Origin of the sequence: Pseudomonas sp. FYR_5, from assembly GCF_043106315.1 — a bacterium.
In the GTDB taxonomy this organism is placed as follows: Bacteria; Pseudomonadota; Gammaproteobacteria; order Pseudomonadales; family Pseudomonadaceae; genus Aquipseudomonas; species Aquipseudomonas putida_Y.
This window is the reverse complement of sequence record NZ_JBICMK010000095.1, coordinates 123,381-148,577: the sequence shown is the minus strand read 5'-3', so window position 1 is coordinate 148,577 and position 25,197 is coordinate 123,381. Positions and strand designations below refer to the sequence as shown.

Genomic DNA, 25,197 nt, shown 5'->3' with positions numbered 1-25,197 from the left:
TCATGGGTCGCCACGACGCGACCTGTACTGAGACAGGTCGGGAAGGGCTCGAGTTCTGTAGTGTAACGGCTGCGGACGGAAAAAAGGGCAGCCCGGCCACCCTTTCATCATTGGCCTACAACATTAACCGAAGGTTAATGCAGGCCCTGGATGTAGCTGGCCAACGCTTCGATGTCGTGGTTGCTCAGCTTGCCAGCGATGGTGCGCATGGTCATGGCATCGCCATCGTTGGTGCGGTTGCCTTCGCGGAAGTCAGTGAGCTGTTTGGCCACGTACTGCGAGTGCTGCCCGCTCAGGTGCGGGAAGCCGGCCAGGGCGATGCCCGCGCCGTTAGGCGAGTGACAGCCAGTGCAGGCCGGCATGCCCTTCTCCAGGTCGCCGCCGTTGAACAGCGCACGGCCGCGCTCGACCAGCTTGGGATCGGCGGCACCCACGCTGCCTTTCTGGCTGGAGAAGTAGGCGGCGATATCGGCCAGGTCCTGGTCGCTGAATGCGGTCAGCATGCCGGTCATTTCCAGCACGGTACGCTTGCCCGACTTGATATCGTGCAGTTGTTTTTCGAGATAGCGCTGGCCTTGGCCAGCCAGTTTCGGGAAGTTCGGTGCCAGGCTGTTGCCGTCGGGATTGTGGCAGGCGCCACAGACGGCGGTCTTGGCCTGGCCAGCGGCGGCATCGCCTTTGATAGGTTGCGCAGCAGTGGCCGCACCAGCGACACCCAAGGTCAACAGCAGACTCACGACTAGTTTGTTCATCAGCTAATCCAACACGGCTAAGGGTGAAATGTTATGTATCGGGACTGCCGCTCATCCAAAGGATGACCAAACGGTAGTCCTCGGCACTGCAGTCCATGCACAATCCACGCGGCGGCATAGCCTTGAAACCCTGGGTCACGTGCTTCACCAGTACATCCATGCCTTGCGCCAGCCTTGGCTCCCAAGCTGCCCGGTCACCCCGTCTGGGTGCCTGTGGCAACTGCCCGGTGTGACAGGCCGCACACGTGCGGTTGTACAACACCTCGGGATCCTGTGTAGCCTGTGCGCTGAAAAACGGCAGGAACATACCGACAGCAAGCAGCCATTTCGCCATGCGGAACGACCTTCAGGGTTGGGGGCCGCGCTGCGTTCTGTTGCGCGAGCTATTGTTCGACACCCCATGCCCGTTCTCCTTCGCTGGGAGAATGAGCACACAAAAACTGGGGCATTATATACTTCCGCCATCCAAACGGAAACGACACCGCTTGCCAGGCTTGGCTCTACAAAGTCAGGCAACACCCACATCGGATATCCCATGCAAGTCAAGAACCCCATCCTCGGCCTCTGCCAGAAAGCCAAATTCGCCCTCAGCGCAGCCAAGGTCGAACAATGCCCGGACGACCAGGGTTACGAGGTGGCTTTTGCCGGCCGTTCCAACGCCGGCAAATCCAGCGCCCTCAATACCCTGACTCATGCCAGCCTGGCGCGTACCTCGAAAACTCCCGGGCGCACCCAGCTGTTGAATTTCTTCAGTCTGGACGATGAACGGCGTTTGGTCGACCTGCCGGGCTATGGTTATGCAAAAGTCCCGATTCCGCTCAAGCAGCACTGGCAGAAACACCTGGAAGCCTACCTGGGCAGCCGTGAGTGCCTGCGTGGCGTGATCCTGATGATGGACGTGCGTCACCCGATGACCGACTTCGACAAGATGATGCTCGACTGGGCCAAGGCCAGCAGCATGCCGATGCACATCCTGCTGACCAAGGCCGACAAGCTGACCCACGGCGCGGGCAAGAACACACTGCTGAAAGTGCAGTCGGAAATCCGCAAGGGCTGGGGGGATGGCGTGACCATCCAGCTGTTCTCGGCACCCAAGCGCCTGGGCGTGGAAGACGCCTACCGAGTGCTGGCGGACTGGATGGAACTGGAAGACAAGCCGGTCATTTGATGCTTTGCGCCTGAACCGTAGGAGCGGGTTTACCCGCGAAAGGGCCGGGCCTGCTCTCCACCCGCCGTTCATCGTTGCCGCCACTACCGTATTCGCGGGTAAACCCGCTCCTACACCTGATCGGGGTTGGACACGCTTTGGTGATTGGGCGCAGGCCCTTGTAGGAGCGGGTTTACCCGCGAATGCAGCGGTGAATTCGACATCGCATTCGCGGGTAAACCCGCTCCTACGGGGCTCAGTACAAGCCAACCGGCAAATTCCGGGCAAAAAAAACCCCGGACTTCGTATGGGGAGGGGGAAGTTCGGGGTCCAAGTCCGGACCGCTAGGGCGGGGTCCAGATATCTGCCAACACTTAACACAACATAGGAGCATCGAAGGGCTTCACCAGCCATTCAGTTACTCTGAGTTCCGCTTCACCGGTTTAGTTCCGAAACCCATAAAACTATTTGCGATAGTTTCATGAAACTTAAGCACCCCCGGCACTGAGCGGTGCACGGATCCGCGTCACTACGTCGCAGATCCTACACAGTTTTACCTGCTCAATCAGTGAGCTTCGTCCCAATTCGCACCAACGCCTGCTTCGACAAGCAGCGGCACATCCAGCTGGGCGGCCTGACTCATGTGCTGGCGAATTTCATCTCTCACCTGCTGCACCAGGTCCTCGCGTACCTCAAGCACCAGTTCGTCGTGCACCTGCAGGATCACCCGGGCATCCAGCCCGCTCTCGCTCAACCAGTTATCCACTTTGACCATGGCCCGCTTGATGATGTCGGCAGCAGTACCCTGCATCGGCGCGTTGATCGCCGTGCGCTCGGCGCCCTTGCGCAGGGCAGGGTTCTTGGCATTGATGTCAGGCAGGTACAGCCGGCGGCCAAACAGGGTTTCGACAAAGCCTTGTTCGGCCGCCTGGGCACGAGTGCGCTCCATATAGGCCAGCACGCCGGGGTAACGGGCAAAATAGCGGTCGATGTAGTCCTGCGACTGCTTGCGGTCGACGCCGATCTGCTTGGCCAGGCCAAAGGCACTCATGCCGTAGATCAAGCCGAAGTTGATAGCCTTTGCACTGCGGCGCTGGTCGGTAGTGACGTCTTCCAGGGCCACACCGAACACTTCGGCTGCCGTGGCGCGGTGCACGTCCAAGTCGTTGCGGAAGGCATGCAGCAAGCCTTCGTCCTTGGCCAGATGGGCCATGATGCGCAGCTCGATCTGTGAATAGTCTGCCGCCAGCAGCTTGTAACCCGGGCTGGCGACGAAGGCCTGGCGGATACGCCGGCCTTCAGCGGTGCGGATCGGGATGTTCTGCAGGTTCGGGTCGCTCGACGACAACCGGCCGGTGGCCGCCACGGCCTGCTGGTAGGAGGTATGGATACGCCCGGTGCGCGGGTTGATCTGCCCCGGTAACTTGTCGGTATAGGTGCTCTTGAGCTTGCTCAGGCTGCGGTACTGCATCAGCACCTCTGGCAGCGGATAACCTTGCTCGGCCAGTTCGTCGAGCACTGCTTCGGCGGTGGATGGCTGGCCCTTGGCAGTCTTGCTCAGCACCGGCATGCCCAGCTTGTCGTAAAGGATCGCGCCCAGCTGCTTGGGCGAGCCGAGGTTGAACGCCTCACCGGCGAGCTCGTAGGCACGCAGCTCAAGCTCAGCCATCTTAACGCCCAGCTCACCGCTCTGTACCTTCAACAGCTCGGCATCGACCAGTGCACCCTGGCGCTCGATCCTGGCCAGCACCGGCACCAGCGGCATCTCGATATCCATCAGAACCGGTTGCACGCTCGGCGTTTGTGCCAGGCGGGCCTGCAATGCGTGGTGCAGGCGCAGGGTGATATCGGCGTCTTCGGCGGCGTAGGGGCCGGCCTTGTCCAGGTTGATCTGGTTGAAGGTAAGCTGCTTGGCACCCTTACCGGCGATGTCCTCGAAGGCAATCGTGGTGTGGTCGAGGTACTTCTGCGCCAGGCTGTCCATGTCATGACGGGTGGCGGTGGAGTTCAGCACGTACGACTCGAGCATGGTGTCGTAGGCCACACCGCGCATCTCGATGGCGGGGGAGCCATTGGCGAGGATGTTGATGTCGTACTTGGCGTTCTGCCCGACCTTGGCCTTGGCCGGGTCCTCCAGCAGTGGTTTCAGCGCCAGCAGCACGGCCTCGCGGTCCAGCTGGACCGGCGCGCCTTCGTAATCGTGGGCCAGCGGCACATAGGCCGCTTCATGCGGCTCGACTGCGAAGGACAGGCCGACCAACTGCGCCTGCTGGGCGTCCAGGCCGGTGGTCTCGGTGTCGAAGGCAAACAGCGGTGCCTGGCGCAGCTTCTCCAGCCAGGCATCGAAACGGGCCTGGTCGAGAATGGTTTCGTATTTGGGCTCGACCTTGGCCGCAGGCTCCACGGCCGGGGCAACATCGTCACCGGCCTTGGCCGCATCGCGCTGCACTTCGGCGACCCAGCTCTTGAACTCCATCTCGGTGTACAACGCCAGCAGCGCCTCGCGGTCAGGTTCACCGCACACCAGCGCCTCGACCTCCACATCCAGCGGCACGTCAACCTTGATGGTGGCCAGTTCGTAGGACAGGAATGCCGCGTCGCGGTGCTCCTCCAGCTTGGCCGGCAAGGTCTTGGCGCCGCGAATGGCCAGCGCTGGCACTTTGTCCAGGTTGGCGTAAAGGTCGCTGAGACCGCCGCCGATGCCGGTCAACAGCCCCACCGCCGTTTTTTCGCCCACGCCCGGCACGCCGGGGATGTTGTCGACCTTGTCACCCATCAGGGCCAGGAAGTCGATAATGTGTTCCGGGCCGACGCCGAATTTCTCGTGCACGCCAGCCACGTCCAGCACGCTTCCGGTCATGGTGTTGACCAAGGTAATGTGCCCGTCCACCAATTGCGCCATGTCCTTGTCGCCGGTCGAGATGATCACCGGGCGACCCAGGGCGGCGCTGCTGCGCGCCAGGGTGCCGATCACGTCGTCAGCCTCGACACCCTCCACGCACAGCAGCGGGTAGCCCAGTGCCTTGACGCTGGCGTGCAGCGGCTCGATCTGTACCCGCAGGTCGTCCGGCATGCTGGGGCGGTTGGCCTTGTACTCGGCGAACATGGCATCGCGGAAGGTGCCGCCCTTGGCGTCGAACACCACGGCGAACAGGCTGTCGGGGTATTGCTTGCGCAAGCTCTTGAGCATGTTCAGCACACCCTTCACCGCACCGGTCGGCATGCCCTTGGACGTGGTCAGCGGTGGCAGCGCGTGGAAGGCGCGATAAAGGTAGGAGGAACCGTCCACCAGGACGAGGGGCGCTTGGCTCATGAGCAGAATCAACCTTTTCGACGGGTCCGGCGCTAGAATAGCCAGAATCATTGACGACAAAGGGACTAGGTTATCATGCGCACACTCAATCGCCTGTTACTGCTCGGCCTGTTGGCAACCACGCCTGTCGTCACCCTGGCGGCGGACGACGCCCCCTCGGCCGATCCCGAGGTGACCATTCGCACGGAAGGCGATAGAACCATCCAGGAATACCGGCAGAACGGCTTCCTGTATGCGATCAAGATCACGCCGAAAAACGGCAAGCCTTATTTTCTGGTACGCGCCGATGGCACTGATGCCAATTTCATTCGATCCGACCAGCCGGACATGCTGATTCCGTCCTGGAAGATCTTCGAGTGGTAAGCTGACGCGCACCGTTCACATCAACCCGGCACTTCCCGGCGGAAGTGCCCGTATGGGCAATTTTTCATCATGTCAGTCTTCACCCCCGTGACCCGGCCTGAGCTGGAAACCTTTCTGGCGCCGTACGAGCTGGGCCGTCTGCTCGACTTCCAGGGCATTGCCGCCGGTACCGAGAACAGCAATTTCTTCGTCAGCCTCGAACAGGGGGAGTTCGTCCTGACGCTGATCGAGCGTGGGCCCAGCGAGGACATGCCGTTCTTCATCGAGCTGCTCGACACCCTGCACGCCGCCGACATGCCGGTGCCCTATGCCATTCGTGACCGCGACGGCAACGGCCTGCGCGAGCTGTGCGGCAAGCCGGCATTGCTGCAGCCCAGGCTGTCGGGCAAGCACATCAAGGCCCCCAACAACCAGCACTGCGCCCAGGTCGGCGAGCTACTGGCACACATTCACCTGGCCACCCGCGAGCACATCATCGAGCGCCGCACCGACCGCGGTCTGGACTGGATGCTGGCCTCGGGTGCCGAGCTACTGCCACGCCTGACTGCAGAGCAAGCCGCATTGCTGCAGCCGGCGCTGGACGAAATCAGCGCACACAAGGCGCAGATTCTGGCCTTGCCGCGGGCCAACCTGCATGCCGACCTGTTCCGCGACAATGTGATGTTCGAAGGCACCCACCTGACCGGTGTGATCGACTTCTACAATGCCTGCTCCGGGCCGATGCTGTATGACATCGCCATCACCGTGAACGACTGGTGCCTGGATGAGCAGGGGGCAGTAGATGCACCACGCGCCCAGGCGCTGCTGGCAGCCTATGCGGCGCTGCGGCCGTTCACTGCAGCCGAAGCCGAGCTGTGGCCGGAAATGTTGCGGGTAGGCTGCGTGCGTTTCTGGCTGTCGCGCCTGATTGCGGCCGAGTCGTTTGCCGGAATGGATGTGATGATCCACGATCCGAGCGAGTTCGAAGTACGTCTGGCGCAACGCCAGCAGGTGGCTTTGCACCTGCCGTTCGCGCTGTAGACCGCGTCTGCTTCTTCGCGGGTGAACCCGCTCCTACAGGGATAGCGACAGCCTTGAGGGCTGTGCAGTACCTGTGGAAGCGGGTTCACCCGCGAAGGAGCCGGTACAGGCTTACAACTGTTCCAGGCAGCCTGCCAGGTCACCGCCCAGCTTCTCGAGCAAGCGCTCATACCCTTTGCCATCTACCGGATCGGTGCCACCCAAGGCATCCAGCTCGGCCAGGCGCACAGGCAAACCGGCAGTCAGGGTCTCGGCCAGGCGCGGCCGCAGTGGCGGCTCGCTGAACACACAGGTCTTGCCCACTTCCTGAAGACGCTGGCGCATGGCCGCCACATGTTGCGCCCCAGGCTGCACCTCGGATGCCACGCTGAACACGCCCGCGTGCTTCAAGCCATACTCAGCCTCAAAATAATCGAAGGCTTCGTGGAAGACGAAGTACGGCTTGCCGGCAATACCGGCCACCCGAGCCTTGATACGCTCATCCAACGCATCCAGGCGTTCATCGAAGGCCTTCAGGTTGCTCTGATAGCGAGCCGCATTGGCCGGATCGACCTTGGCCAGGTCAGTCGCCATTTTTGCTGCGATTACTCGCGCATTGACCGACGATAGCCACAAGTGTGCATCAAGACTGCCCGGGCGGTGGTCATGGTCGTGGTCGCTGTGGTCTTCTTCCTCATGGGAATGGCTGTCCTCGCCAAAGTGGCGCAACTTCATGCCCGGCAGCGCCTGAACAGCCACTGTGGCCTTGCTGCGGCTTCCCAGCACACGCGGAAGGAAGTTCTCCATGTCCGGGCCGATCCAGTACAGCAGGTCGGCATCGCCAACCCGCCGCACGTCAGAGGGGCGCAGCGCATAATGGTGGGGTGAAGCTCCGGGCGGCAGCAGCACGTCAGGGCTGCCAAGACCATCCTGCACGGCAGCGGCAATCTGCTGCAGGGGCTTGATACTGGTGAGCACACGCACGTCGGCCTGCGCGGAGAATGCGATGAAAGCGACAAACAGAACCAGGAATCGGGACACGGTGAATACTCGAGTCGTCAGAAACAGGTAACATAATAACGTCTCTGTCCAGAACCGTCGCTGCCCATGTCCATCACACCGCTGGCCAACCGTCCTCACGACCACTCCCATTGCGTACACAGCGCACTGGCTGAAGCCGACGCCTTGTGCACCCGCCAGGGCCTGCGCCTGACCGCCCTGCGCCGCCGTGTGCTGGAGCTGGTGTGGCAAAGCCACAAGCCGCTGGGCGCCTACGACATCCTCGCGGTGCTCAGTGAGCAGGACGGCCGCCGCGCCGCGCCGCCCACGGTGTACCGCGCGCTGGACTTCCTTCTGGAAAACGGCTTGGTGCATCGCATCGCGTCGCTCAACGCCTTCATCGGCTGCAGCCACCCCGAGCACGTGCACCAAGGCCAGTTTCTGATCTGTCGGGCCTGCCATGTGGCCATCGAGCTTGAGCAGAGCAGCATCAGCGAGGCGATCATCAACAGCGCCAAAGGCGTGGGTTTCACGGTCGAGACCCAGACCGTGGAAGTGGTCGGCCTGTGCGGTAGCTGCCGGAGCACGGCATGAGCGACGCCCTGATTCGCCTGGAGCAGGTCGGCGTCACCTTTGGCGGCGAGGCGGTGCTCGACAGCATCGACCTGTCGGTCGCCCCAGGCCAGATCGTCACCCTGATTGGCCCTAACGGGGCGGGCAAGACTACCCTGGTGCGCGCCGTACTTGGCCTGCTCAAGCCACATCGTGGCAAGGTATGGCGCAAGCCCAAGCTGCGCATTGGCTACATGCCGCAGAAGATTCAGGTTGATGCCACGCTGCCGCTGTCGGTGCTGCGCTTCCTGCGCCTGGTGCCCGGCGTAGACCGCGCGGCAGCCTTGTCGGCGCTGCAGGAAGTGGGTGCCGAGCAAGTCATCGACAGCCCGATCCAGACTATTTCCGGCGGCGAAATGCAACGCGTGCTGCTGGCCCGCGCCCTGCTGCGCGAACCCCAGTTGCTGGTGCTCGACGAACCGGTACAAGGAGTAGACGTAGTCGGCCAGACCGAGCTTTACAACCTCATCACCCGCCTGCGTGACCGCCACGGCTGCGGCGTGCTGATGGTGTCCCACGACCTGCATCTGGTCATGAGCGCTACCGACCAGGTGGTGTGCCTGAACCGCCACGTGTGCTGCTCGGGCCACCCTGAGCAAGTCAGCGGTGATCCGGCATTCGTCGAGCTATTCGGCAAGACAGCACCGAGCCTGGCCATCTACCACCATCATCACGACCACAGCCACGACCTGCATGGCTCGGTAGTCGCCCCTGGCACCCATGTTCACGGAGAGCACTGCAAGCATGGCTGACTTTCTTCTCTACGCCTTGCTTGCCGGCTTGTCCCTGGCACTGGTTGCAGGCCCACTGGGCTCCTTCGTGGTATGGCGGCGCATGGCCTATTTTGGCGACACCCTGTCTCATGCCGCGCTGCTCGGTGTGGCCCTGGGCTTTGCCCTGGACGTCAGCCCGGCACTGGCAGTAACCGTGGGCTGCCTGTTGCTGGCGATTCTGCTGGTGACATTGCAGCAACGCCAGCCGCTGGCCTCCGACACCCTCCTGGGCATCCTGGCCCCCAGCACCTTGTCGCTGGGCCTGGTGGTGCTGAGCTTCATGCACGATGTGCGCATCGACCTGATGGCTTACCTGTTCGGCGATCTGCTGGCCATCAGCCCCACCGACCTGGCCTGGATCCTCGGCGGCAGTGCACTGGTCCTGCTGCTGCTCGCTGCGCTGTGGCGGCCGCTGCTGGCGGTTACCGTGCACGAAGAACTGGCCATGGTCGAAGGCCTGCCCGTGGCCGGGCTGCGCATGGCGCTGATGCTGCTGATCGCAGTGGTGATTGCGGTAGCCATGAAAATCGTTGGCGTTTTGCTGATCACCTCACTGCTGATCATCCCTGCGGCTGCGGCACAGCGGCACGCCCGCTCACCAGAGCAGATGGCCTTGGGTGCCAGCCTGCTGGGCGTCTCTGCGGTCTGCGGCGGCCTGGCCATGTCCTGGTTCAAGGACACCCCCGCCGGGCCGTCGATCGTGGTCTGCGCCGCGGTGCTATTCTTGCTGAGCCTGGCCCTGCCAAAACGCTGAAAAGCAGGGCGTGTGCAGGCACGCCTTGCAACCTTTGGCCGGTAAAGGGTCTGTAAGGCCTATTTTCGAGCGTGCGCACCTGGGTGTAGACTTGCTCGCTTTTTGCGCAAATAGAGAGTCGCAGGAATGAAGCCGTTCGCCTCCCGTTATCTGCTTGTTGCCGCGTTTTCCCTGATCCTGGCTGCCTGCTCCAATGCGCCGGTCGACCAGGCCACCGCACCTGCCCAAGCAGATGCCTGGCAGCAGTTGCAACAGAACATCGCCAGCAACGAGCTGGCTACCGCCGAAGACCAGCTTGCAGCACTGCAGGCCCAGTCGCCGGATGATGCACGCCTGGAGCAATACCAGCGCCAATTGGCCGAAGCCTACCTGCAACGCAGCCAGATCGTCCTGCAGAAGGGCGATGTGAACGCGGCAGCTACTGCGCTGGCCCGTGCCCGGGCACTGATGCCGCAGGCGCCAGCAGTGACCGGCGGGGACGCCGTGACCCAGGCCCGCAAGGCCGAGCTGGAAAAGGCCGAGGCTGCGCTGAAGGCCGCCGAAGCCAAGCCCAAGGCACGCATCATCGACCCGACAGCGCCGAGCACCGTGGTGGCCTTGAAGACCACCGACAGCCGCGGGCTGCGCCGCCAACTGGACGACATTGCCGCGGATGTGGTGAATTACCAGTGTGAGGTGGTATTCCAGGTGCCGCGCACCGAGGATGCGCCTTGGCTGAAGACTTTGCTGGAAAAGCGCGTGCGCAAGATTGACAGTGGGTTCGAGCTGAAGCAGAAGCACGAGATTCAGCGCTCGCTGCCGGCACAGGTGGTGCTGGTCCCGCATCAGCAGTAAAAGCTTCGCGGGTAAACCCGCTCCTACATCAGGAGCAGGTTTACCCGCGAAAAGGCCTTGTCAGGCAGGAACAGCTTCAGCTGCCGCCTCCCGTTCCCACACCCGGTGACCTTCTACCGCTTTGACAAAGGCATCCACTGCCTTCTGCTCATCCCCAAGCAACAGCCCCTTGTCCTCCTTGAGCCCCAACGATTTCACCAATTCCTTGGTCAGCACCAGCGCCTTCAGGTGCTTGTAACCCTCCAGCAAGAAATGCTTGGCCAATCCGCTAGCCGCCAGCGCATCCGTAGAAGCCTTGCCCGCAGGCACGACAATCCCGTCGAACATGATCGAAGGCATCCCCTCCATCGACGCCGCTACTGGCAGTTGCTTGCCATCCGCCGCCTTCACCGGCGCCGAGGTCGGCCCCAGCAGCATCGGCCGGGCACTGTGCGCTTCCAGGGCCTTTACCAGTTTGTCCACGCTGACAGCGTCCACGCCATCGGCCACCAGCACGGCAATCTTGCGCCCCTTGATACCCACTGAACCTGGGTGGTTCATCTGGCTCAACGCAGGCGATTGCGCCAGCTGGCTACCCTTCACCTGCACCGTACCCGCTTTCGGCGCAGGGAGGCCCAGGTTGGCCGCAACTGCCGCCGCCAGCTTCAAGTCGATGTTGGCAAGAATTTCATTCACTTCCCGGGCACGGATATGTTCACGCTCCACTTTGCCCAACTCGAAGCTGTAAGCCTTGATGATGTGCTGTTGCTCGGTCGGGCTCATGCTCTGGAAGAACAGCCGAGCCTGCGAGAAGTGATCGCCGAACGACTCACTGCGCTGGCGAATCTTGTGCGCATCGATACGCTCCTGATAGCTCTCGAAGCCGCCGTCTTGCGCCGCAGGCGGGGTTTCCTTCGGCCAGCCGCCGTCAATCGAGTTGGGCTCGTAGGAAGCCCGGCCCTTGTGCACGACGTGCTGGTGCAGCGCATCACGCTGGTTGTTGTGGTTCGGCGATACCGGCCGGTTGATCGGTATCTGGTGGAAGTTCGGCCCACCCAGGCGGCTGATCTGGGTATCGGTGTACGAGAACAGTCGGCCCTGCAGCAGCGGGTCGTTGGTAAAGTCGATACCCGGTACGATATGGCCGGGACAGAACGCAACCTGTTCGACTTCGGCAAAGAAATTGTCCGGGTTACGGTTGAGCACCATCTTGCCCAGCGGCGTGACGGGTACCAGTTCCTCGGGGATGATCTTGGTCGGGTCCAACAGGTCGAAGTCGAATTTGTGTTCGTCAGCCTCAGACACAATCTGCACGCCCAGTTCCCATTCCGGGTAGTCGCCGGTTTCGATGGCTTCCCATAGGTCACGGCGCTGGAAGTCGGTGTCCTTGCCCGCCAGTTTCTGGGCTTCGTCCCACAGCAGGGAATGCACGCCCTGACTTGGTTTCCAATGAAACTTGACGAAGCTGGCCACGCCCTCGGCATTGATCAGGCGGAAAGTATGCACGCCAAAGCCTTCCATCATTCGAAGGCTGCGCGGGATGGCGCGGTCAGACATGGCCCACATGACCATATGAGCCGACTCCGGCACCAGCGAGACGAAATCCCAGAAGGTGTCATGAGCTGAACCACCGGTAGGTATCTCGTTGTGTGGCTCTGGCTTGACCGCGTGGACAAAATCGGGGAACTTGATGGCATCCTGGATGAAAAACACCGGCATGTTGTTGCCAACCAAGTCGAAATTGCCTTCATCTGTATAGAACTTGACGGCAAAGCCACGCACATCTCGCACCGTATCGCCAGAACCGCGTGGGCCCTGAACCGTCGAGAAGCGGACAAAAACCGGGGTGATCTTTTCCGGATCTTGCAGGAAGCCGGCCTTGGTCAGCTCGGCGTGGTTGCCATAGCTCTGGAAGAACCCGTGTGCCCCGGTACCGCGGGCGTGCACGATGCGCTCGGGGATACGCTCATGGTCGAAGTGGGTGATCTTCTCGCGCATGATGAAGTCTTCAAGCAGCGACGGCCCGCGATCACCCGCCTTGAGGGAGTTCTGGTTGTCAGCAATGCGCACGCCTTGGTTGGTGCGCAGCGCATGCCCGGTCGCATCGCTGCGGTCGGTCTCCAGGCTCTGCAGCTTGGCATTGGTATTGGCCCGGTCGGGGGTCTGGGTGCCGGCGGCCTCGCTGTGCTTGGGCGCATCCGTTTTCTTGCTGGGCATGATCGGCTCTCCTCAGTCTTAAGGCGTGCCCGTTCAGGGCTTGTGCAAGTAGTGACTGGAGGGCGTTGCCGAGCGTTCAATCAGGATTACCGGTTGTCGCGATATGCCCGATGGATTGGTGCATGACGAAATAAATGCTAAGAACAGCTATGGGAAAAGGCTAAAATGCGCGACCCCAGCTAACCGCTGACCCAAATTTCAATGCGCCCCACAAGGTTCGCTACGTGATCGAGTTCCAACAGGTACATAAAACCTACCGCGTTGCCGGTAGGGAAATCCCCGCACTGAATCCGACCAGCCTGACCATCGAAGATGGCCAGGTGTTCGGCCTGATCGGCCATTCCGGCGCCGGCAAAAGCACCATGCTGCGCCTGATCAACCGCCTGGAGGAGCCCTCCGGCGGCACGATCATCGTCGACGGCGAAGACGTCACCGCGTTCAACGCCAGCCAGTTGCGCGGCTTCCGCCAGCAGGTCGGGATGATTTTCCAGCACTTCAACCTGCTGGCCTCCAAGACCGTCGCCGACAACGTCGCCCTGCCGCTGGCCCTGGCCGGCGAGCTGTCGCGCAGCGAAATCGACAAGCGCGTCACCGAGCTACTGGCTCGCGTTGGCCTGTCGGACCACGCCAAGAAGTACCCGGCACAGCTGTCCGGTGGCCAGAAGCAGCGCGTCGGTATCGCCCGCGCCCTGTCGACCAACCCGAAGATCCTGCTATGCGACGAGGCCACCAGTGCCCTCGACCCGCAAACCACGGCCTCAGTCCTGCAACTGCTGGCCGAGATCAACCGTGAACTGAAGCTGACCATCGTGCTGATCACCCACGAGATGGACGTGATCCGCCGTGTCTGCGACTGCGTGGCAGTGATGGACGCCGGTAAGATCGTCGAGCAAGGCTCGGTGGCCGAGGTGTTCCTGCACCCGCAGCACCCCACCACCAGGCGCTTCGTCCAGGAAGACGAGCAGGTCGACGAAGGCGAGCAGCGCGACGACTTTGCCCACGTTCCAGGCCGTATCGTACGCCTGACCTTCCAGGGCGACGCCACCTACGCGCCGCTGCTGGGCACCGTAGCCCGCGAAACCGGTGTCGACTACAGCATCCTCGCCGGGCGTATCGACCGCATCAAGGATGTCCCCTATGGCCAGCTCACTCTCGCCCTGATCGGCGGAGACATGGAAGCGGCGTTCGCCCGCTTCAAGGCAGCTGACGTACATATGGAGGTACTGCGTTGATGGACGCTCTGAGTTTCTTCGCCAACGTCGACTGGGCCGAAATCTGGCTGGCCACCGTCGATACCATGATCATGCTGTTCGGCTCGCTGTTCTTCACCGTGCTGCTAGGCCTGCCACTGGGTGTGCTGCTGTTCCTCTGCGGGCCAAAGCAGATGTTCGAACAGAAAGGTGTCTATGCCCTGCTGTCGCTGGTGGTCAACATCCTGCGCTCGCTGCCATTCATCATTTTGCTGATCGTGATGATCCCGTTCACCGTGCTGATCACCGGTACCTCGCTGGGCGTTGCAGGCGCCATCCCGCCGCTGGTGGTGGGTGCCACGCCGTTCTTTGCACGCCTGGTTGAAACCGCCCTGCGTGAAGTGGACCGCGGCATCATCGAGGCCACCCAGTCGATGGGCGCCACCACCCGCCAGATCATCACCAGTGCGCTGCTGCCGGAGGCCCGTCCGGGCATCTTCGCGGCCATTACCGTGACCGCCATCACCCTGGTTTCTTACACCGCCATGGCTGGTGTGGTGGGTGCCGGTGGCCTTGGCGACCTGGCTATCCGCTTCGGTTACCAGCGTTTCCAGACCGATGTGATGGTAGTGACCGTGGTACTGCTGCTGGTACTGGTTCAAGTCCTGCAGAGCGTGGGCGACAAACTGGTCGTGCATTTTTCCCGTAAGTAACCCCAATGGGGTCGGCCTGGCCGACCCGTTCGGGGGCCGTCGCGGCCCTCACAAGGAGTGATCAATGAAGAAGCTGCTTGCTGTCGCTGCCGCTGTCGCGGCCTTCTCGGCCCAGGCCGATACCCTCACCGTCGCCGCCACCCCGGTGCCGCACGCCGAGATCCTCAACTTCGTCAAACCACAACTGGCGAAAGAAGGCGTAGAGCTGAAGGTCAAGGAATTCACCGACTACATCCAGCCGAACGTGCAGGTGGCCGAAAAGCGCCTGGACGCCAACTTCTTCCAGCACCAGCCTTACCTGGATGAGTTCAACAAGGCCAAGGGCACCAGCCTGGTGAGCGTGGCCGGCGTGCACATCGAGCCACTGGGCGTGTATTCGACCAAGATCAAGAAGCTGGACGAGCTGTCCTCCGGTGCCACCGTGGTCATCCCCAACGACGCTACCAACGGCGGCCGCGCCTTGCTGCTGCTGGACAAGGCTGGTGTGATCAAGCTCAAGGACAACAAGAACATCCTGTCGACCGTGAAGGATGTTGCCGAAAACCCGAAAAACGTGAAGTTCCGTGAGCTGGAAGCCGCCACCATCCCGCGTGTGCTGACCCAGGTAGATGCAGCCCTGATCAACACCAACTACGCGCTGGAAGCCAAGCTGAACCCGGAAAAAGACGCGCTGGCCATCGAGGGCAGCGACTCGCCTTACGTGAACATCCTGGTTGCCCGCCCGGACAACAAGGACTCGGACGACATGAAGAAACTGGCGGCTGCACTGCACTCGCCCGAGGTGAAGCAGTTCATCATCGAGAAGTACAAAGGCGCTGTGGTTCCGGCGTTCTGAGCCGAACTATCACGCTGGACTCTTCGCGGGTAAACCCGCCCCTACACACATCGTTGTAGGAGCGGGTTTACCCGCGAAGCGTTTGGGGCTGACTCAATCCCGCTTGACCAGCCCAGGCAACTGCGCCCCCAGCTTCTGGTTGTTGAACGGCGCCCGAATGAACCCCCGCTGTCGCCCATCCGGCCCGACAATCGCCAGGTTACCGCTGTGATCCACGGTATACCCCGGCTTGCTGGTATCCGCAGGGATGAACGGAATGCTCAAGGCATTGGCCAGCTTCTGGGTATCCTCGATCGACCCCGCCACCCCGACAAAGTCCTTGTCGAAATAGCCCAGATACTGCTTCAGCTGGTTCGGCGTATCGCGGTTAGGGTCCACACTCACCAACACCACCTGCAGCCGGTCGACGGCATCCTTGGGCAGCTCGCTCTTCACCTGGCGCAGCTGGGCCAGAGTGGTCGGGCAGATATCCGGGCAGTAGGTGTAGCCAAAGAACAGCAGCGACCATTTGCCCTTGAGGGCATCCATCTGCACCGGCTGGCCGTCCTGGTTGGTCATGGTGACATCGGCCACGGCGCGGCTCTGCGGCAGCAGGATGATGCCCGCATCGATCAGTTCGGCAGGGTTAGGCTGGTCACGACCATTAAGCACCTTGTTGACGGTAAGGCCCATGATCAACGCGACCAGGGCAACGAGGATGAAGACGGTTTTCTGGGTTCGGGTCATAGGTTCAGCAACAGGTAGTGGTCAAGAAGCAACGCAATGAACAGCGCGAACAGGTAGCCGATAGAGTACTTGAAGGTGCCGATCGCCGCGTGCGGCCGGCTGCTACGGTACAACACCCAGGCCCAATGCAGGAAGCGCAGGCCCAAAGCCAGGGCACAGGCCAGGTACAGCGGGCCACTCATGTGGATGGCATACGGGAGCAGGCTCACTGCCAGCAAGATCAGGGTGTACAGCAGGATATGCAGCTTGGTGTAGTACTCGCCGTGGGTCACCGGCAACATCGGGATATCGGCCCTGGCGTATTCCTCCTTGCGGTGGATGGCCAGCGCCCAGAAATGCGGCGGGGTCCAGGCAAAAATGATCAGCACAAGCAGCAAGGGTTCGGCGCTGACATGACCGCTTACCGCCACCCAGCCGAGCAACGGTGGAGCGGCGCCGGCCAGGCCACCGATGACGATGTTCTGGGGCGTGGCACGCTTGAGAAAGCCAGTGTAGAGCACCGCATAACCGAGTAATGAGGCCAGGGTCAGCCAGGCGGTGAGGGCGTTGGTGAACATCAGCAGCAGGACCATGCCCAACAGGGCCAGGGCCAAGGCGAACAACAGCGCCGGCAGGGGCTCGACTCGGCCTTGGGCCAAAGGCCGTTTGTGGGTGCGCGCCATCAGCGCATCGATGCGCCGATCCACCACATGATTGACCACCGCCGCGCCACCCGCGCACAGGCCGATACCCAGATTGCCGAACAACAGCACGCTCCAGCTGACGCCCGCCCGGGTGGCCAGGAACATGCCCGCCAGCGAGGTGATCAGCATCAGCACCACCACCTTGGGCTTGGTCAGCTCAAGGTAATCGCGCCAGCGGGCCCGCCGTACGCTTAGAAGCGTCGCCACGAGTCGTTCCTCATATGATGGGAAATGCCCACCCCGACCACTGGCCGCAGACGCCAGCCATGGCCGACACCCACTCGAACCTTGTCGACCACTCGAATGCGGTAGTTCACCAGCACCATGCTCAGCAGCAGCATCGCCCCGCCGGCATTGTGCGCAACAGCCACCGCCAGCGGCAGGTGGAACACCACATTGCTGATGCCCAGGCCCACTTGCAGGGCCAGCGCCAGCAGCACCAGCCGCGCCAGGCCGGGGAGACCACAGCGGTGCAGCTTCCAGCTGAGCATCAGCAGCACGCAGGTCACCAGCAGCGCGCCCAGCCTGTGGCTGATGTGGATGGCCGTGCGCGCATCACTGTCCAGCTGTCCGCCCAGGTAATTGGGGCCGACGTGCTGGGTCAGGTGGAAGCCGTTGCTGAAGTCCGCCGCCGGCCACCACTGGCCATGGCAAGTCGGCAGGTCGATGCAGGCCACGGCGGCGTAGTTGGCGCTGACCCAACCGCCCATGGCGATCTGGCCGATTACCACCAGCAGCGCCAGCGCAGCGATCCGGCGCAGGCTCAGTGGCAGTTTAGGCAAGGGCGCAAAGGCCCGGGACAGACGCAGAGACAACAGGAACAGCAAGCTCAACGTGGTAAAGCCACCCAGCAAGTGCGCCGTGACCACCTGCGGCCATAGCTTCAGGGTGACCGTCCACATACCGAAGGCTGCCTGGGCCAGCACCACACCCAGTAGCAGCATCGGCAGGCGATAAGGCTGCCCATCACGGGCATGCCGGCGCATTGCCTGGAAAGCGAGCAGGGCGATCACCACGGCCAGGCTACCGGCAAAGTAGCGGTGGACCATCTCGGCCCAGCCCTTGGCAGCTTCCACCGGGTGCTCAGGAAAGTGCAACTCGGCATGGGCCAACTGCGCTTCACTCTTGGGCACGCTGATAAACCCATAGCACCCCGGCCAGTCGGGGCAACCGAGGCCGGCGTGGGTCAGGCGGGTATAGGCACCGAGCAGGACGACCAGCAGTGCCAGCAGGGTGGCGAACACAGCAAGGCGAAATCCAGGTCTGGCCATGGCAGGCTCCTAGCCGATGTTGGACAGCTTGAGCAGGTGGCGCAGGTCATCCAGCACGTGCTTGCCGTTGACCTTGCCGTCGTAGCGCAGCACCAGGTTGCCGTGCGGGTCGACGATCCACAGCTGCGGGCCGGGCTCGGCAACCTTCTGCTGGTAACGTTGTGCATCCAGCGGGTAGCGCTGCAACTGCGGGTACTCGCGGCCGAGCAGTGCCTGATAGTCGGCACTCAGCGGCTGGGCGGCGGCCAGCGCGTGGCTGGCGCGGCTGGCATCACGCCCCAGCCCGACCTGAATCTGCCGAGCCAGGTACACCAGGCGCTGACAGTCTTCGGTGCAAGCCTGGGGTGCGCTGACCAGCAACTGCCAGCGATCGTCCTGCCCCGCCACGCCGAGATCGGCACGGCTTTCCCCATTGCCAATCATGGCGCCATGGTAGCTGCGGCCTTCCGGTACCCAGAATTTGAGCTTGTACATGCTGGTAGCCAGAACCATCGGCCCAAGCACCACCAGCAGAATAAGCAACAGCTGCAAACGCCCACGGGCTCTGGGTTTGCTACGTTCAGGCGCGTCCAGTGGAGTGGCGGTGGCCATGGCGTTTCTCCTTGTTTTGGTGCCAGCCGAAGTAGAGGTAGAGCAGAACCAGAGCGGTCGCCAGGGCAAACCACTGCACGGCATAGCCCACATGTTTTTCGGGGCTCATGGCGACAACCGGCCAGTCCAGGCGATAGCTCGCCGGGCCCGGTTCCAGGCGCAATTCCTGGGCGAAGCCTTCACGATCAAGCTGTTGCCATAGCAGCGCTGCATCGATAGCGGTCAACAGATGTGGCCATTGCCCGCCGATGGGGTCCGGGTGCAGCTGGAAGGTGCTGCCAGGCGCGACATACACAGAGGTATCCAGCGCCAAGGCCTGGGCAGGGGTTTCGAAGTGCACCGGCACCCGGCGGTCCATCCATGGCAGCCAGCCACGATTTATCAGCAACCACAGGCCGCTGGCTTGGTCGTGAAAGGGCTGCAGCAGCTCGACACCGGCTTTACCGTCGCGCATGCGGTTGTCCAGCAGCACGCTGTGCTCGGCGTCGAAGCGCCCATACAGGTGCACGCGGCGGAAGGCGTTGTCTTCTTGTGAGAGGAGCTGGGCGGCGGCGATCGGCGCTTCAATCCGCCGTTCTGCATAGGTGGCCAGCAGCACGCGCTTTTCCTCGGCACGGCCGAGTTGCCAGCAACCAAGCGCAATCAACCCCGGCAGCAGTGCAAGCACCACCAGCGTCGGTACCCAGCCTGGGCGAAACGGCCTCACAGGCGCCTCGCTATACTTATCCACATCACCGCATCCCCCCGGAGTAACGCCATGCTCAAGGCCGCGATTGTCCTGATGCTGTTGGCCACCATTGCCAGCCTGTTCAGTGGCCTGGTGTTTCTGGTCAAAGATGATGAAAACTCGACCCGTCTGCTAAAGGCCCTGACTGTACGGGTGACCCTGGCAGCCCTGACCATAGGTCTGGTCGCCTGGGGCTTGATCAGCGGTCAATTGGTCTCCCAAGCCCCTTTCTGAAGTTCTCACCCGCCCCTACAGGGTTTTCGTATTCACAACACATAGACAAAGATGAACAACCCCACCCACACCACATCGACGAAGTGCCAGTACCAACTGGCCGCCTCGAAGCCGAAGTGTTTTTCCGGGTTGAAATGCCCGCGCAGAATGCGCACGAACATCACAATCAGAATGATCGTGCCCAATGTCACGTGGGCACCGTGGAAGCCGGTCAGCATGAAAAACGTCGCACCGTAGATTCCTGAGCCCAGTGTCAGCCCCAGCTTGGTATAGGCCTCGTAGTACTCGAAGGCCTGCAGCGCGATAAAACTGATGCCCAGGACAATGGTCAGCGCCATCCAGAATTTCAGCGGACCGCGGTGGTCACGGCGCAAGGCGTGGTGGGCAATGGTGATTGTCACACTGGAACTGACCAGCAGGATGGTGTTGATCAGCGGCAGGTGCCACGGGTCGATCACCTCCTTGGGGGGAGGGAACAGCTTGGGGTCGGGGGTGTGCAGCAGCGGCCAGGTGAATTCGAAGGTTGGCCACAGCATGTGCGCAACACCTTTGGCCCCTTCGCCACCCAGCCAAGGTCCCGCCAGTACGCGTACATAGAACAGCGCACCGAAGAAGGCCAGGAAGAACATCACTTCGGAGAAGATGAACCAGCTCATGCCCCAGCGGAACGAGCGGTCCAGCTGCGGGCTGTACAACCCGGCGCGGCTCTCCTTGACCACTGCCCCAAACCAGCCGAACAGCATGTAGGCCAGAAACAACGCACCCACGAAGAAAATCAGCGGCCCGTGCGAATCCGGGTGGCCCGCCTTCATGTCGTTGAACCAGGTGCCCAGGCCGAATACCGTGATGAACATGCCGATGGTGGCGATGATCGGCCATTTGCTCTGCGCCGGAACGTAGTAATGCTCATGACTTGCCATTGCTGTTCTCCTTCCCTTAACGGGCGCCCTGGACGTCCTGGGCCGCGACATGCGCGACCGGCGGGTGGCGAGCGGTGATGTCGAACAAGGTGTAGGCCAGCGTCAGGTGCTTCACGCTGGCCGGCAGGTCGCGGTCGACGATAAAGCGCACTGGCATCTCGATACGTTCGCCGGGCTGCAGCACCTGCTGGGTAAAGCAGAAGCACTCGGTCTTGTGGAAGTAGGCCGCGGCCTCGGCCGGGGTAATGCTGGGTATTGCCTGTGCACTCATCGGCCGGTCGGTCGGGTTGTGGGCAATGAAGATCATCTGATTCACCGCCCCCGGGTTGACCTCCAGTTGGTCGGCAGTGGAGTAGAAGTCCCAGACCATGTCGCTGGCATTGGTCGACATGAACTGCACCCGCACCGCACGGGTCGGGTCACTGACCTGGCTACCTTCGTATTGGCCGCCGGTCTTGCCGTTGATACCGAAGGCTCTGCACATCACGTCGTAGATCGGCACCAGCGCGAAGCCGAAGGCAAACATCACCACCGTCAGCATCAACAGGCGCGTTACCAGGCGTTTCACCGACAGGCCGTTCATGGCGGGTTCCTATTTCACTTCCGGGGGTGTCTGGAAGGTGTGGTAGGGCGCAGGCGAAGGTATCGACCACTCAAGGCCCTCGGCGCCATCCCAGGGTTTTGCCGGTGCAGGCGCGCCCCCGCGGATGCACTTGATGACAATGAACAGGAAGAAGATCTGCGTGGCGCCGAACATGAACGCGCCGATCGACGACACCATGTTGAAATCGGCGAACTGCAGGTTGTAGTCGGGGATGCGCCGCGGCATGCCGGCCAAACCTACGAAGTGCATGGGGAAGAAGGCCATGTTCATGCCGACGAACGACAGCCAGAAGTGCAGTTTGCCGAGGGTTTCGTCGTACATGTGGCCAGTCCATTTCGGCAGCCAGTAGTAGGCCGAGGCGAAGATGCCGAAGATTGCACCAGGTACCAGTACGTAATGGAAATGCGCCACCACGAAGTAAGTGTCGTGGTACTGGAAGTCCGCCGGGGCGATCGCCAGCATCAGCCCGGAGAAACCACCGATGGTGAACAGGATGACAAAGGCGATGGCGAACAGCATCGGCGTTTCGAAGGTGAGCGAACCTTCCCACATGGTGCTGACCCAGTTGAATACCTTCACCCCGGTGGGCACCGCAATCAGCATGGTGGCGTACATGAAGAACAACTCGCCGACCACCGGGATACCGACCACGAACATATGGTGGGCCCAGACGATGAATGACAGGAAGGCAATGGCGCCGGTGGCATACACCATCGAGGTATAACCGAACAGCGGCTTGCGCGAGAACGCCGGGATGATCGAGCTGACGGCGCCGAAGGCCGGCAGGATCATGATGTACACCTCAGGGTGACCGAAGAACCAGAACACATGCTGAAACAGCACCGGGTCACCGCCACCTGCGGCACTGAAAAAGCTGGTACCGAAGTGGATGTCCATCAGCATCATGGTTACCACGCCGGCCAGCACCGGCATCACCGCAATCAGCAGGAACGCGGTAATCAACCAGGTCCAGACGAACAGCGGCATTTTCATCAGCGTCATGCCGGGGGCACGCAGGTTGAGGATGGTGGCAATCACGTTGATCGCCCCCATGATCGAACTGATACCCATCAGGTGGATGGCGAAGATGAAGAAGGTGACGCTGGCTGGCGCATAGGTGGTGGAAAGCGGCGCGTAGAACGTCCAGCCAAAGTTCGGCCCTCCGCCCGGGCTGAACAGGGTCGATACCAGCAGCAGGAAGGCCGCCGGCAGCAGCCAGAAGCTGAAGTTGTTCATCCGTGGCAGTGCCATGTCGGGCGCGCCGACCATCAGCGGAATCATCCAGTTGGCCAGGCCGACGAAGGCCGGCATCACCGCACCGAACACCATGATCAGGCCATGCATGGTGGTCATCTGGTTGAAGAACTCCGGCTCCACGATCTGCAAGCCAGGCTGGAACAACTCGGCGCGGATCACCATCGCGAACGAGCCACCCAGCAGGAACATGATGAAACTGAACCACAGGTACATCGTGCCGATGTCTTTATGGTTGGTGGTCAGCACCCAGCGCATCAGGCCCTTGGCCGGGCCGTGCGCATGGTCGTGGCCGTGGGCGTGGTCGTCGATCACTGCACTCATGTCCTGTCTCCTGCAATCCATTGATTGCCGCGAGTAACCCGGTTCACTTGGCTTCTGCCTGCTTCAGCGCCAGCACGTCCTTCGGCGTGACCATGTCGCCTTTGTTGTTGCCCCAGGCATTGCGCTCGTAGGTGACCACAGCAGCGATGTCGACTTCCGACAGCTGCTTGCCGAAAGCGGCCATGGCCGTGCCGGGCTTGCCATGGAAGACAATGCTCAGGTGGTCTTCCTTCGGCCCGGTGGCAATCTTCGAGCCCTTGAGCGCCGGGAACATCGGTGGCAGGCCCTGGCCTTCGGCCTGGTGACAGGCCACGCAGGCGGTGTGGTAGACCTTGTCGCCTCGCGCCACCAGCTCTTCCAGGGTCCATTCCTTGCTGGTCAGCTCCTTGAGCTTGGCGGCTTCAGCCTTGCGCTCGCCCAGCCAGGTGTCGTAGTCGGCCTTGGACTTGACCTCGACCACCACCGGCATGAAGCCGTGGTCCTTGCCGCACAGTTCGGTGCACTGGCCGCGGTAGATGCCTGGCTTTTCGATACGGGTCCAGGCTTCGTTGACAAAGCCTGGGATGGCGTCGCGTTTGACCGCGAAGGCCGGCACCCACCAGGAGTGGATGACATCGGCGGCGGTCACCAGGAAACGCACCTTGGCCCCCACCGGCAGCACCAGCGGCTGGTCGACTTCCAGCAGGTAATGCTCATCCTTGGGCGCCTTGTTGTGAATCTGGTCGGTGGGGGTGGCCAGGTTGCTGAAGAACTCCACGTCCTGGCCCAGGTATTTGTAGTGCCATTTCCACTGGTAGCCGGTGACCTGGACGTCGATGTCTGACTCGCTGGCGTCATAGATGTCGATCAAGGTCTTGGTAGCCGGAATGGCCATCACCACCAGAATCAGGAAGGGCACCACCGTCCAGAGAATTTCCACCCACGTGTGCTCATGGAAATGCGCGGCCTGCTGGCCAGTGGAGCGGCGGTGGATGACCATGGACCAGAACATCGCGCCAAACACCACGATGCCGATGATCACGCAGATCCAGAAGATGGTCATGTGCAGGTCGAAGACGGCGTTGGAGACCTCCGTCGCCCCTGGGTGCATGTTCACGGTCCAGGCGGCGTTCGCCTGGCCATAAACCGACCACAACAGGAGGCCCATCCAGACATGTGGATGTCGCATCATTGCGGGTTCCCCTTCTAATTCTTGTTGTCCCGGAGGCGTGGCCTGCGGCAAGAGGGAACGGCGGTCAAGACTGCATGGCTTCGACGACCGAGCCCCTGCTAAAAGCAGTCGGGCCTCATCAACGAATCACGTTCAACGGGAGTATAGACAGCGACCAATGGCACGCAATGAAGCCTGTGAAATGAACTTCATGAAATGGCTGAATGGCCTGAAAACCGCGTGCTTGATAGGGCATGGCGTAATAATGGCAGAGCCATATGCCTGATAGCGCACACGTTTGCGTGGCTTATAACAAATACGTCTTAGGTATTCTGTATACCGAGCTAATTTAGTGTCTTCCGTTTGAAACGTAATGTCCCTGGAGTTGTCATGAACATCGCTGCTGTACGCGAGCAGGTAAGCCAAGCCCATCAACATGAAGGCCAGACCGGCCAATTGAAACAGCGTCTCGAGCTGCAACTGCCCCACCTGCACCCCTCGATCCGACTGCCTGAGCAGGACGCCCAGGGTACTTTGGCGCGCTTCGTCAGCGCCTACATCGACCAGGTTCCGGAATTGCTGGAGGCCGCCCACGAGGTCGCCCGCGAAGCCGGGATCGAATCGCAGATCAAACCTGTACTGAAAATTGCCGAAGCCTACTTCCTGCAGCCGCCCAGCTTGATGCAAGGGCATGTAGGCCTGGACTGCCTTCTGGATGAAGCCTACCTGGCGCACCGCCTGGTGGAAGAGGTGAATGACTTGTACATTCGCCACTTCCAGCAGCCGTTGATCCCGGTCGATACCACTGTCGCCAACCTGATTGCCCACCAGTTGATTGGCGAAAGCTTTGCCAACCAGCTGGATGAAGTGGTGCACCACTCGGTCGACGAAATGCTCAATGACGAGAGCTTTGCGGTTGAATCGGTGGAGGCCTATCGAGAGAAGCTGAGCAGCCCGGCAACTGGCGCAGCGTGGAAGCGCTGGCCGTGCCTGTCGCGCCAACTGGGTGTCGAGCTGGGTCAGCCGGCCTGATATACCTGTCACGGCGTAGGTGCATCGGTGGTTCGGCGCAGGCCGTCGTAGGAGCGGGTTCACCCGCGAAAGGGCCGGCCCTGCTGGCCAATCTCCACCCACCGATCACCGTTGCCGCCACTACCGTATTCGCGGGTAAACCCGCCCCTACACACGCATCGGTGGTTCGCCACAGGCCGTCGTAGGAGCGGGTTCACCCGC

The 25,197-nt window shown here is 61.7% G+C and carries 26 protein-coding genes; 12 read left to right on the top strand and 14 right to left on the bottom strand.

Annotated features, from left to right (window positions below; genetic code table 11):
* Window positions 1-134: 134 nt before the first annotated feature.
* Together ACF8RA_RS18320 and ACF8RA_RS18315 are read right to left on the bottom strand one after the other, a co-directional pair.
* Entirely contained in the window at window positions 135-752 is a 618-nt protein-coding gene (locus ACF8RA_RS18320; protein WP_176683016.1) for a cytochrome c, read from the bottom strand.
* A 31-nt stretch (window positions 753-783) separates the two neighbouring features.
* A complete protein-coding gene (locus ACF8RA_RS18315; RefSeq protein ID WP_003252992.1) occupies window positions 784-1,086 on the bottom strand; it encodes a cytochrome c5 family protein in 303 nt (100 codons plus the stop codon).
* Window positions 1,087-1,287: 201 nt separating this feature from the next.
* Here ACF8RA_RS18315 and yihA point away from each other — a divergent pair, with 201 nt between their 5' ends.
* Window positions 1,288-1,920 carry a ribosome biogenesis GTP-binding protein YihA/YsxC gene (gene yihA / locus ACF8RA_RS18310; protein WP_003252993.1) on the top strand — a complete coding sequence of 211 codons (633 nt, stop codon included), beginning with the start codon at window positions 1,288-1,290 and terminating at the stop codon, window positions 1,918-1,920.
* A gap of 544 nt (window positions 1,921-2,464) precedes the next feature.
* Here the strand turns inward: yihA and polA are convergent.
* Entirely contained in the window at window positions 2,465-5,212 is a 2,748-nt protein-coding gene (gene polA / locus ACF8RA_RS18305; RefSeq protein ID WP_176683015.1) for a DNA polymerase I, read from the bottom strand.
* 75 nt (window positions 5,213-5,287) lie between these two features.
* On the opposite strand from polA, the gene ACF8RA_RS18300 reads away from it, so the two are divergent.
* Together ACF8RA_RS18300 and ACF8RA_RS18295 are read left to right on the top strand one after the other, a co-directional pair.
* Window positions 5,288-5,575 carry a DUF2782 domain-containing protein gene (locus ACF8RA_RS18300; protein WP_176683014.1) on the top strand — a complete coding sequence of 96 codons (288 nt, stop codon included), beginning with the start codon at window positions 5,288-5,290 and terminating at the stop codon, window positions 5,573-5,575.
* A gap of 69 nt (window positions 5,576-5,644) precedes the next feature.
* Window positions 5,645-6,595, top strand: coding sequence for a homoserine kinase (locus ACF8RA_RS18295; RefSeq protein WP_176683013.1), 951 nt, complete (start codon window positions 5,645-5,647; stop codon window positions 6,593-6,595).
* Window positions 6,596-6,706: 111 nt separating this feature from the next.
* Here ACF8RA_RS18295 and ACF8RA_RS18290 read toward each other — a convergent pair whose 3' ends face one another.
* The gene (locus ACF8RA_RS18290) at window positions 6,707-7,615 is read right to left on the bottom strand and encodes a metal ABC transporter solute-binding protein, Zn/Mn family (protein WP_176683012.1); all 909 of its coding nucleotides are present in this window, start codon (window positions 7,613-7,615) and stop codon (window positions 6,707-6,709) included.
* Window positions 7,616-7,681: 66 nt separating this feature from the next.
* On the opposite strand from ACF8RA_RS18290, the gene zur reads away from it, so the two are divergent.
* From zur to ACF8RA_RS18270, 4 genes are all read left to right on the top strand, one after another.
* Window positions 7,682-8,167, top strand: a complete 486-nt coding sequence (zur, locus tag ACF8RA_RS18285; protein ID WP_176683011.1) for a zinc uptake transcriptional repressor Zur — start codon at window positions 7,682-7,684, stop codon at window positions 8,165-8,167.
* A complete protein-coding gene (znuC, locus tag ACF8RA_RS18280) occupies window positions 8,164-8,937 on the top strand; it encodes a zinc ABC transporter ATP-binding protein ZnuC (protein WP_003253004.1) in 774 nt (257 codons plus the stop codon). Before zur ends, znuC begins: the two co-directional genes overlap by 4 nt.
* Window positions 8,930-9,712, top strand: a complete 783-nt coding sequence (znuB, locus tag ACF8RA_RS18275) for a zinc ABC transporter permease subunit ZnuB (RefSeq protein WP_176683010.1) — start codon at window positions 8,930-8,932, stop codon at window positions 9,710-9,712. Before znuC ends, znuB begins: the two co-directional genes overlap by 8 nt.
* Before the next feature lie 126 nt (window positions 9,713-9,838).
* The gene (locus tag ACF8RA_RS18270; protein WP_176683009.1) at window positions 9,839-10,546 is read left to right on the top strand and encodes a PA5502 family lipoprotein; all 708 of its coding nucleotides are present in this window, start codon (window positions 9,839-9,841) and stop codon (window positions 10,544-10,546) included.
* A 60-nt stretch (window positions 10,547-10,606) separates the two neighbouring features.
* Here ACF8RA_RS18270 and katE read toward each other — a convergent pair whose 3' ends face one another.
* Window positions 10,607-12,742 (bottom strand): catalase HPII, encoded by a 2,136-nt coding sequence (gene katE, locus ACF8RA_RS18265; RefSeq protein ID WP_176683008.1) that lies wholly within the window; start codon window positions 12,740-12,742, stop codon window positions 10,607-10,609.
* Window positions 12,743-12,966: 224 nt separating this feature from the next.
* On the opposite strand from katE, the gene ACF8RA_RS18260 reads away from it, so the two are divergent.
* The 3 genes from ACF8RA_RS18260 (at window position 12,967) to ACF8RA_RS18250 (ending at window position 15,480) form a co-directional block, all read left to right on the top strand.
* Window positions 12,967-13,974 (top strand): methionine ABC transporter ATP-binding protein, encoded by a 1,008-nt coding sequence (locus ACF8RA_RS18260; RefSeq protein ID WP_176683007.1) that lies wholly within the window; start codon window positions 12,967-12,969, stop codon window positions 13,972-13,974.
* Complete coding sequence (locus ACF8RA_RS18255; RefSeq protein ID WP_021784592.1) at window positions 13,974-14,645, top strand: methionine ABC transporter permease; 672 nt, start codon at window positions 13,974-13,976, stop codon at window positions 14,643-14,645. Before ACF8RA_RS18260 ends, ACF8RA_RS18255 begins: the two co-directional genes overlap by 1 nt.
* A gap of 64 nt (window positions 14,646-14,709) precedes the next feature.
* Window positions 14,710-15,480, top strand: coding sequence for a MetQ/NlpA family ABC transporter substrate-binding protein (locus ACF8RA_RS18250; RefSeq protein WP_010951512.1), 771 nt, complete (start codon window positions 14,710-14,712; stop codon window positions 15,478-15,480).
* A gap of 93 nt (window positions 15,481-15,573) precedes the next feature.
* Here the strand turns inward: ACF8RA_RS18250 and ACF8RA_RS18245 are convergent, their stop codons facing one another.
* Genes ACF8RA_RS18245 through ACF8RA_RS18225 form a run of 5 tightly spaced genes read right to left on the bottom strand, consistent with a single transcriptional unit; the run spans window position 15,574 to window position 19,457 of the window.
* Window positions 15,574-16,206, bottom strand: a complete 633-nt coding sequence (locus ACF8RA_RS18245; protein ID WP_021784590.1) for an SCO family protein — start codon at window positions 16,204-16,206, stop codon at window positions 15,574-15,576.
* Complete coding sequence (cyoE, locus tag ACF8RA_RS18240; RefSeq protein WP_392519408.1) at window positions 16,203-17,096, bottom strand: heme o synthase; 894 nt, start codon at window positions 17,094-17,096, stop codon at window positions 16,203-16,205. The genes ACF8RA_RS18245 and cyoE overlap by 4 nt, the downstream gene beginning before the upstream one ends.
* Window positions 17,081-18,160, bottom strand: coding sequence for a heme A synthase (locus tag ACF8RA_RS18235; RefSeq protein ID WP_392519407.1), 1,080 nt, complete (start codon window positions 18,158-18,160; stop codon window positions 17,081-17,083). Before ACF8RA_RS18235 ends, cyoE begins: the two co-directional genes overlap by 16 nt.
* 9 nt (window positions 18,161-18,169) lie before the next feature.
* Window positions 18,170-18,751 carry a hypothetical protein gene (locus tag ACF8RA_RS18230; protein WP_020191167.1) on the bottom strand — a complete coding sequence of 194 codons (582 nt, stop codon included), beginning with the start codon at window positions 18,749-18,751 and terminating at the stop codon, window positions 18,170-18,172.
* On the bottom strand, window positions 18,720-19,457 hold the full coding sequence (locus tag ACF8RA_RS18225) for an SURF1 family protein (protein WP_209969946.1): 738 nt from the start codon (window positions 19,455-19,457) through the stop codon (window positions 18,720-18,722). The genes ACF8RA_RS18230 and ACF8RA_RS18225 overlap by 32 nt, the downstream gene beginning before the upstream one ends.
* Window positions 19,458-19,508: 51 nt before the next feature.
* Here ACF8RA_RS18225 and ACF8RA_RS18220 point away from each other — a divergent pair, with 51 nt between their 5' ends.
* A complete protein-coding gene (locus ACF8RA_RS18220) occupies window positions 19,509-19,712 on the top strand; it encodes a twin transmembrane helix small protein (protein WP_176683003.1) in 204 nt (67 codons plus the stop codon).
* 32 nt (window positions 19,713-19,744) lie between these two features.
* On the opposite strand, the gene ACF8RA_RS18215 is transcribed toward ACF8RA_RS18220, so the two are convergent.
* The 4 genes from ACF8RA_RS18215 to coxB are packed head-to-tail and all read right to left on the bottom strand — an operon-like array spanning window position 19,745 to window position 23,985.
* A complete protein-coding gene (locus ACF8RA_RS18215; protein ID WP_176683002.1) occupies window positions 19,745-20,632 on the bottom strand; it encodes a cytochrome c oxidase subunit 3 in 888 nt (295 codons plus the stop codon).
* A 16-nt stretch (window positions 20,633-20,648) separates the two neighbouring features.
* Window positions 20,649-21,215, bottom strand: a complete 567-nt coding sequence (locus tag ACF8RA_RS18210; protein WP_176683001.1) for a cytochrome c oxidase assembly protein — start codon at window positions 21,213-21,215, stop codon at window positions 20,649-20,651.
* Between the two features lie 9 nt (window positions 21,216-21,224).
* A complete protein-coding gene (ctaD, locus tag ACF8RA_RS18205) occupies window positions 21,225-22,814 on the bottom strand; it encodes a cytochrome c oxidase subunit I (protein ID WP_014589242.1) in 1,590 nt (529 codons plus the stop codon).
* A 43-nt stretch (window positions 22,815-22,857) separates the two neighbouring features.
* Entirely contained in the window at window positions 22,858-23,985 is a 1,128-nt protein-coding gene (gene coxB, locus ACF8RA_RS18200) for a cytochrome c oxidase subunit II (protein ID WP_176683000.1), read from the bottom strand.
* Between the two features lie 369 nt (window positions 23,986-24,354).
* On the opposite strand from coxB, the gene ACF8RA_RS18195 reads away from it, so the two are divergent.
* A complete protein-coding gene (locus ACF8RA_RS18195; RefSeq protein ID WP_176682999.1) occupies window positions 24,355-24,996 on the top strand; it encodes a hypothetical protein in 642 nt (213 codons plus the stop codon).
* The last annotated feature ends 201 nt before the right edge of the window (window positions 24,997-25,197 follow it).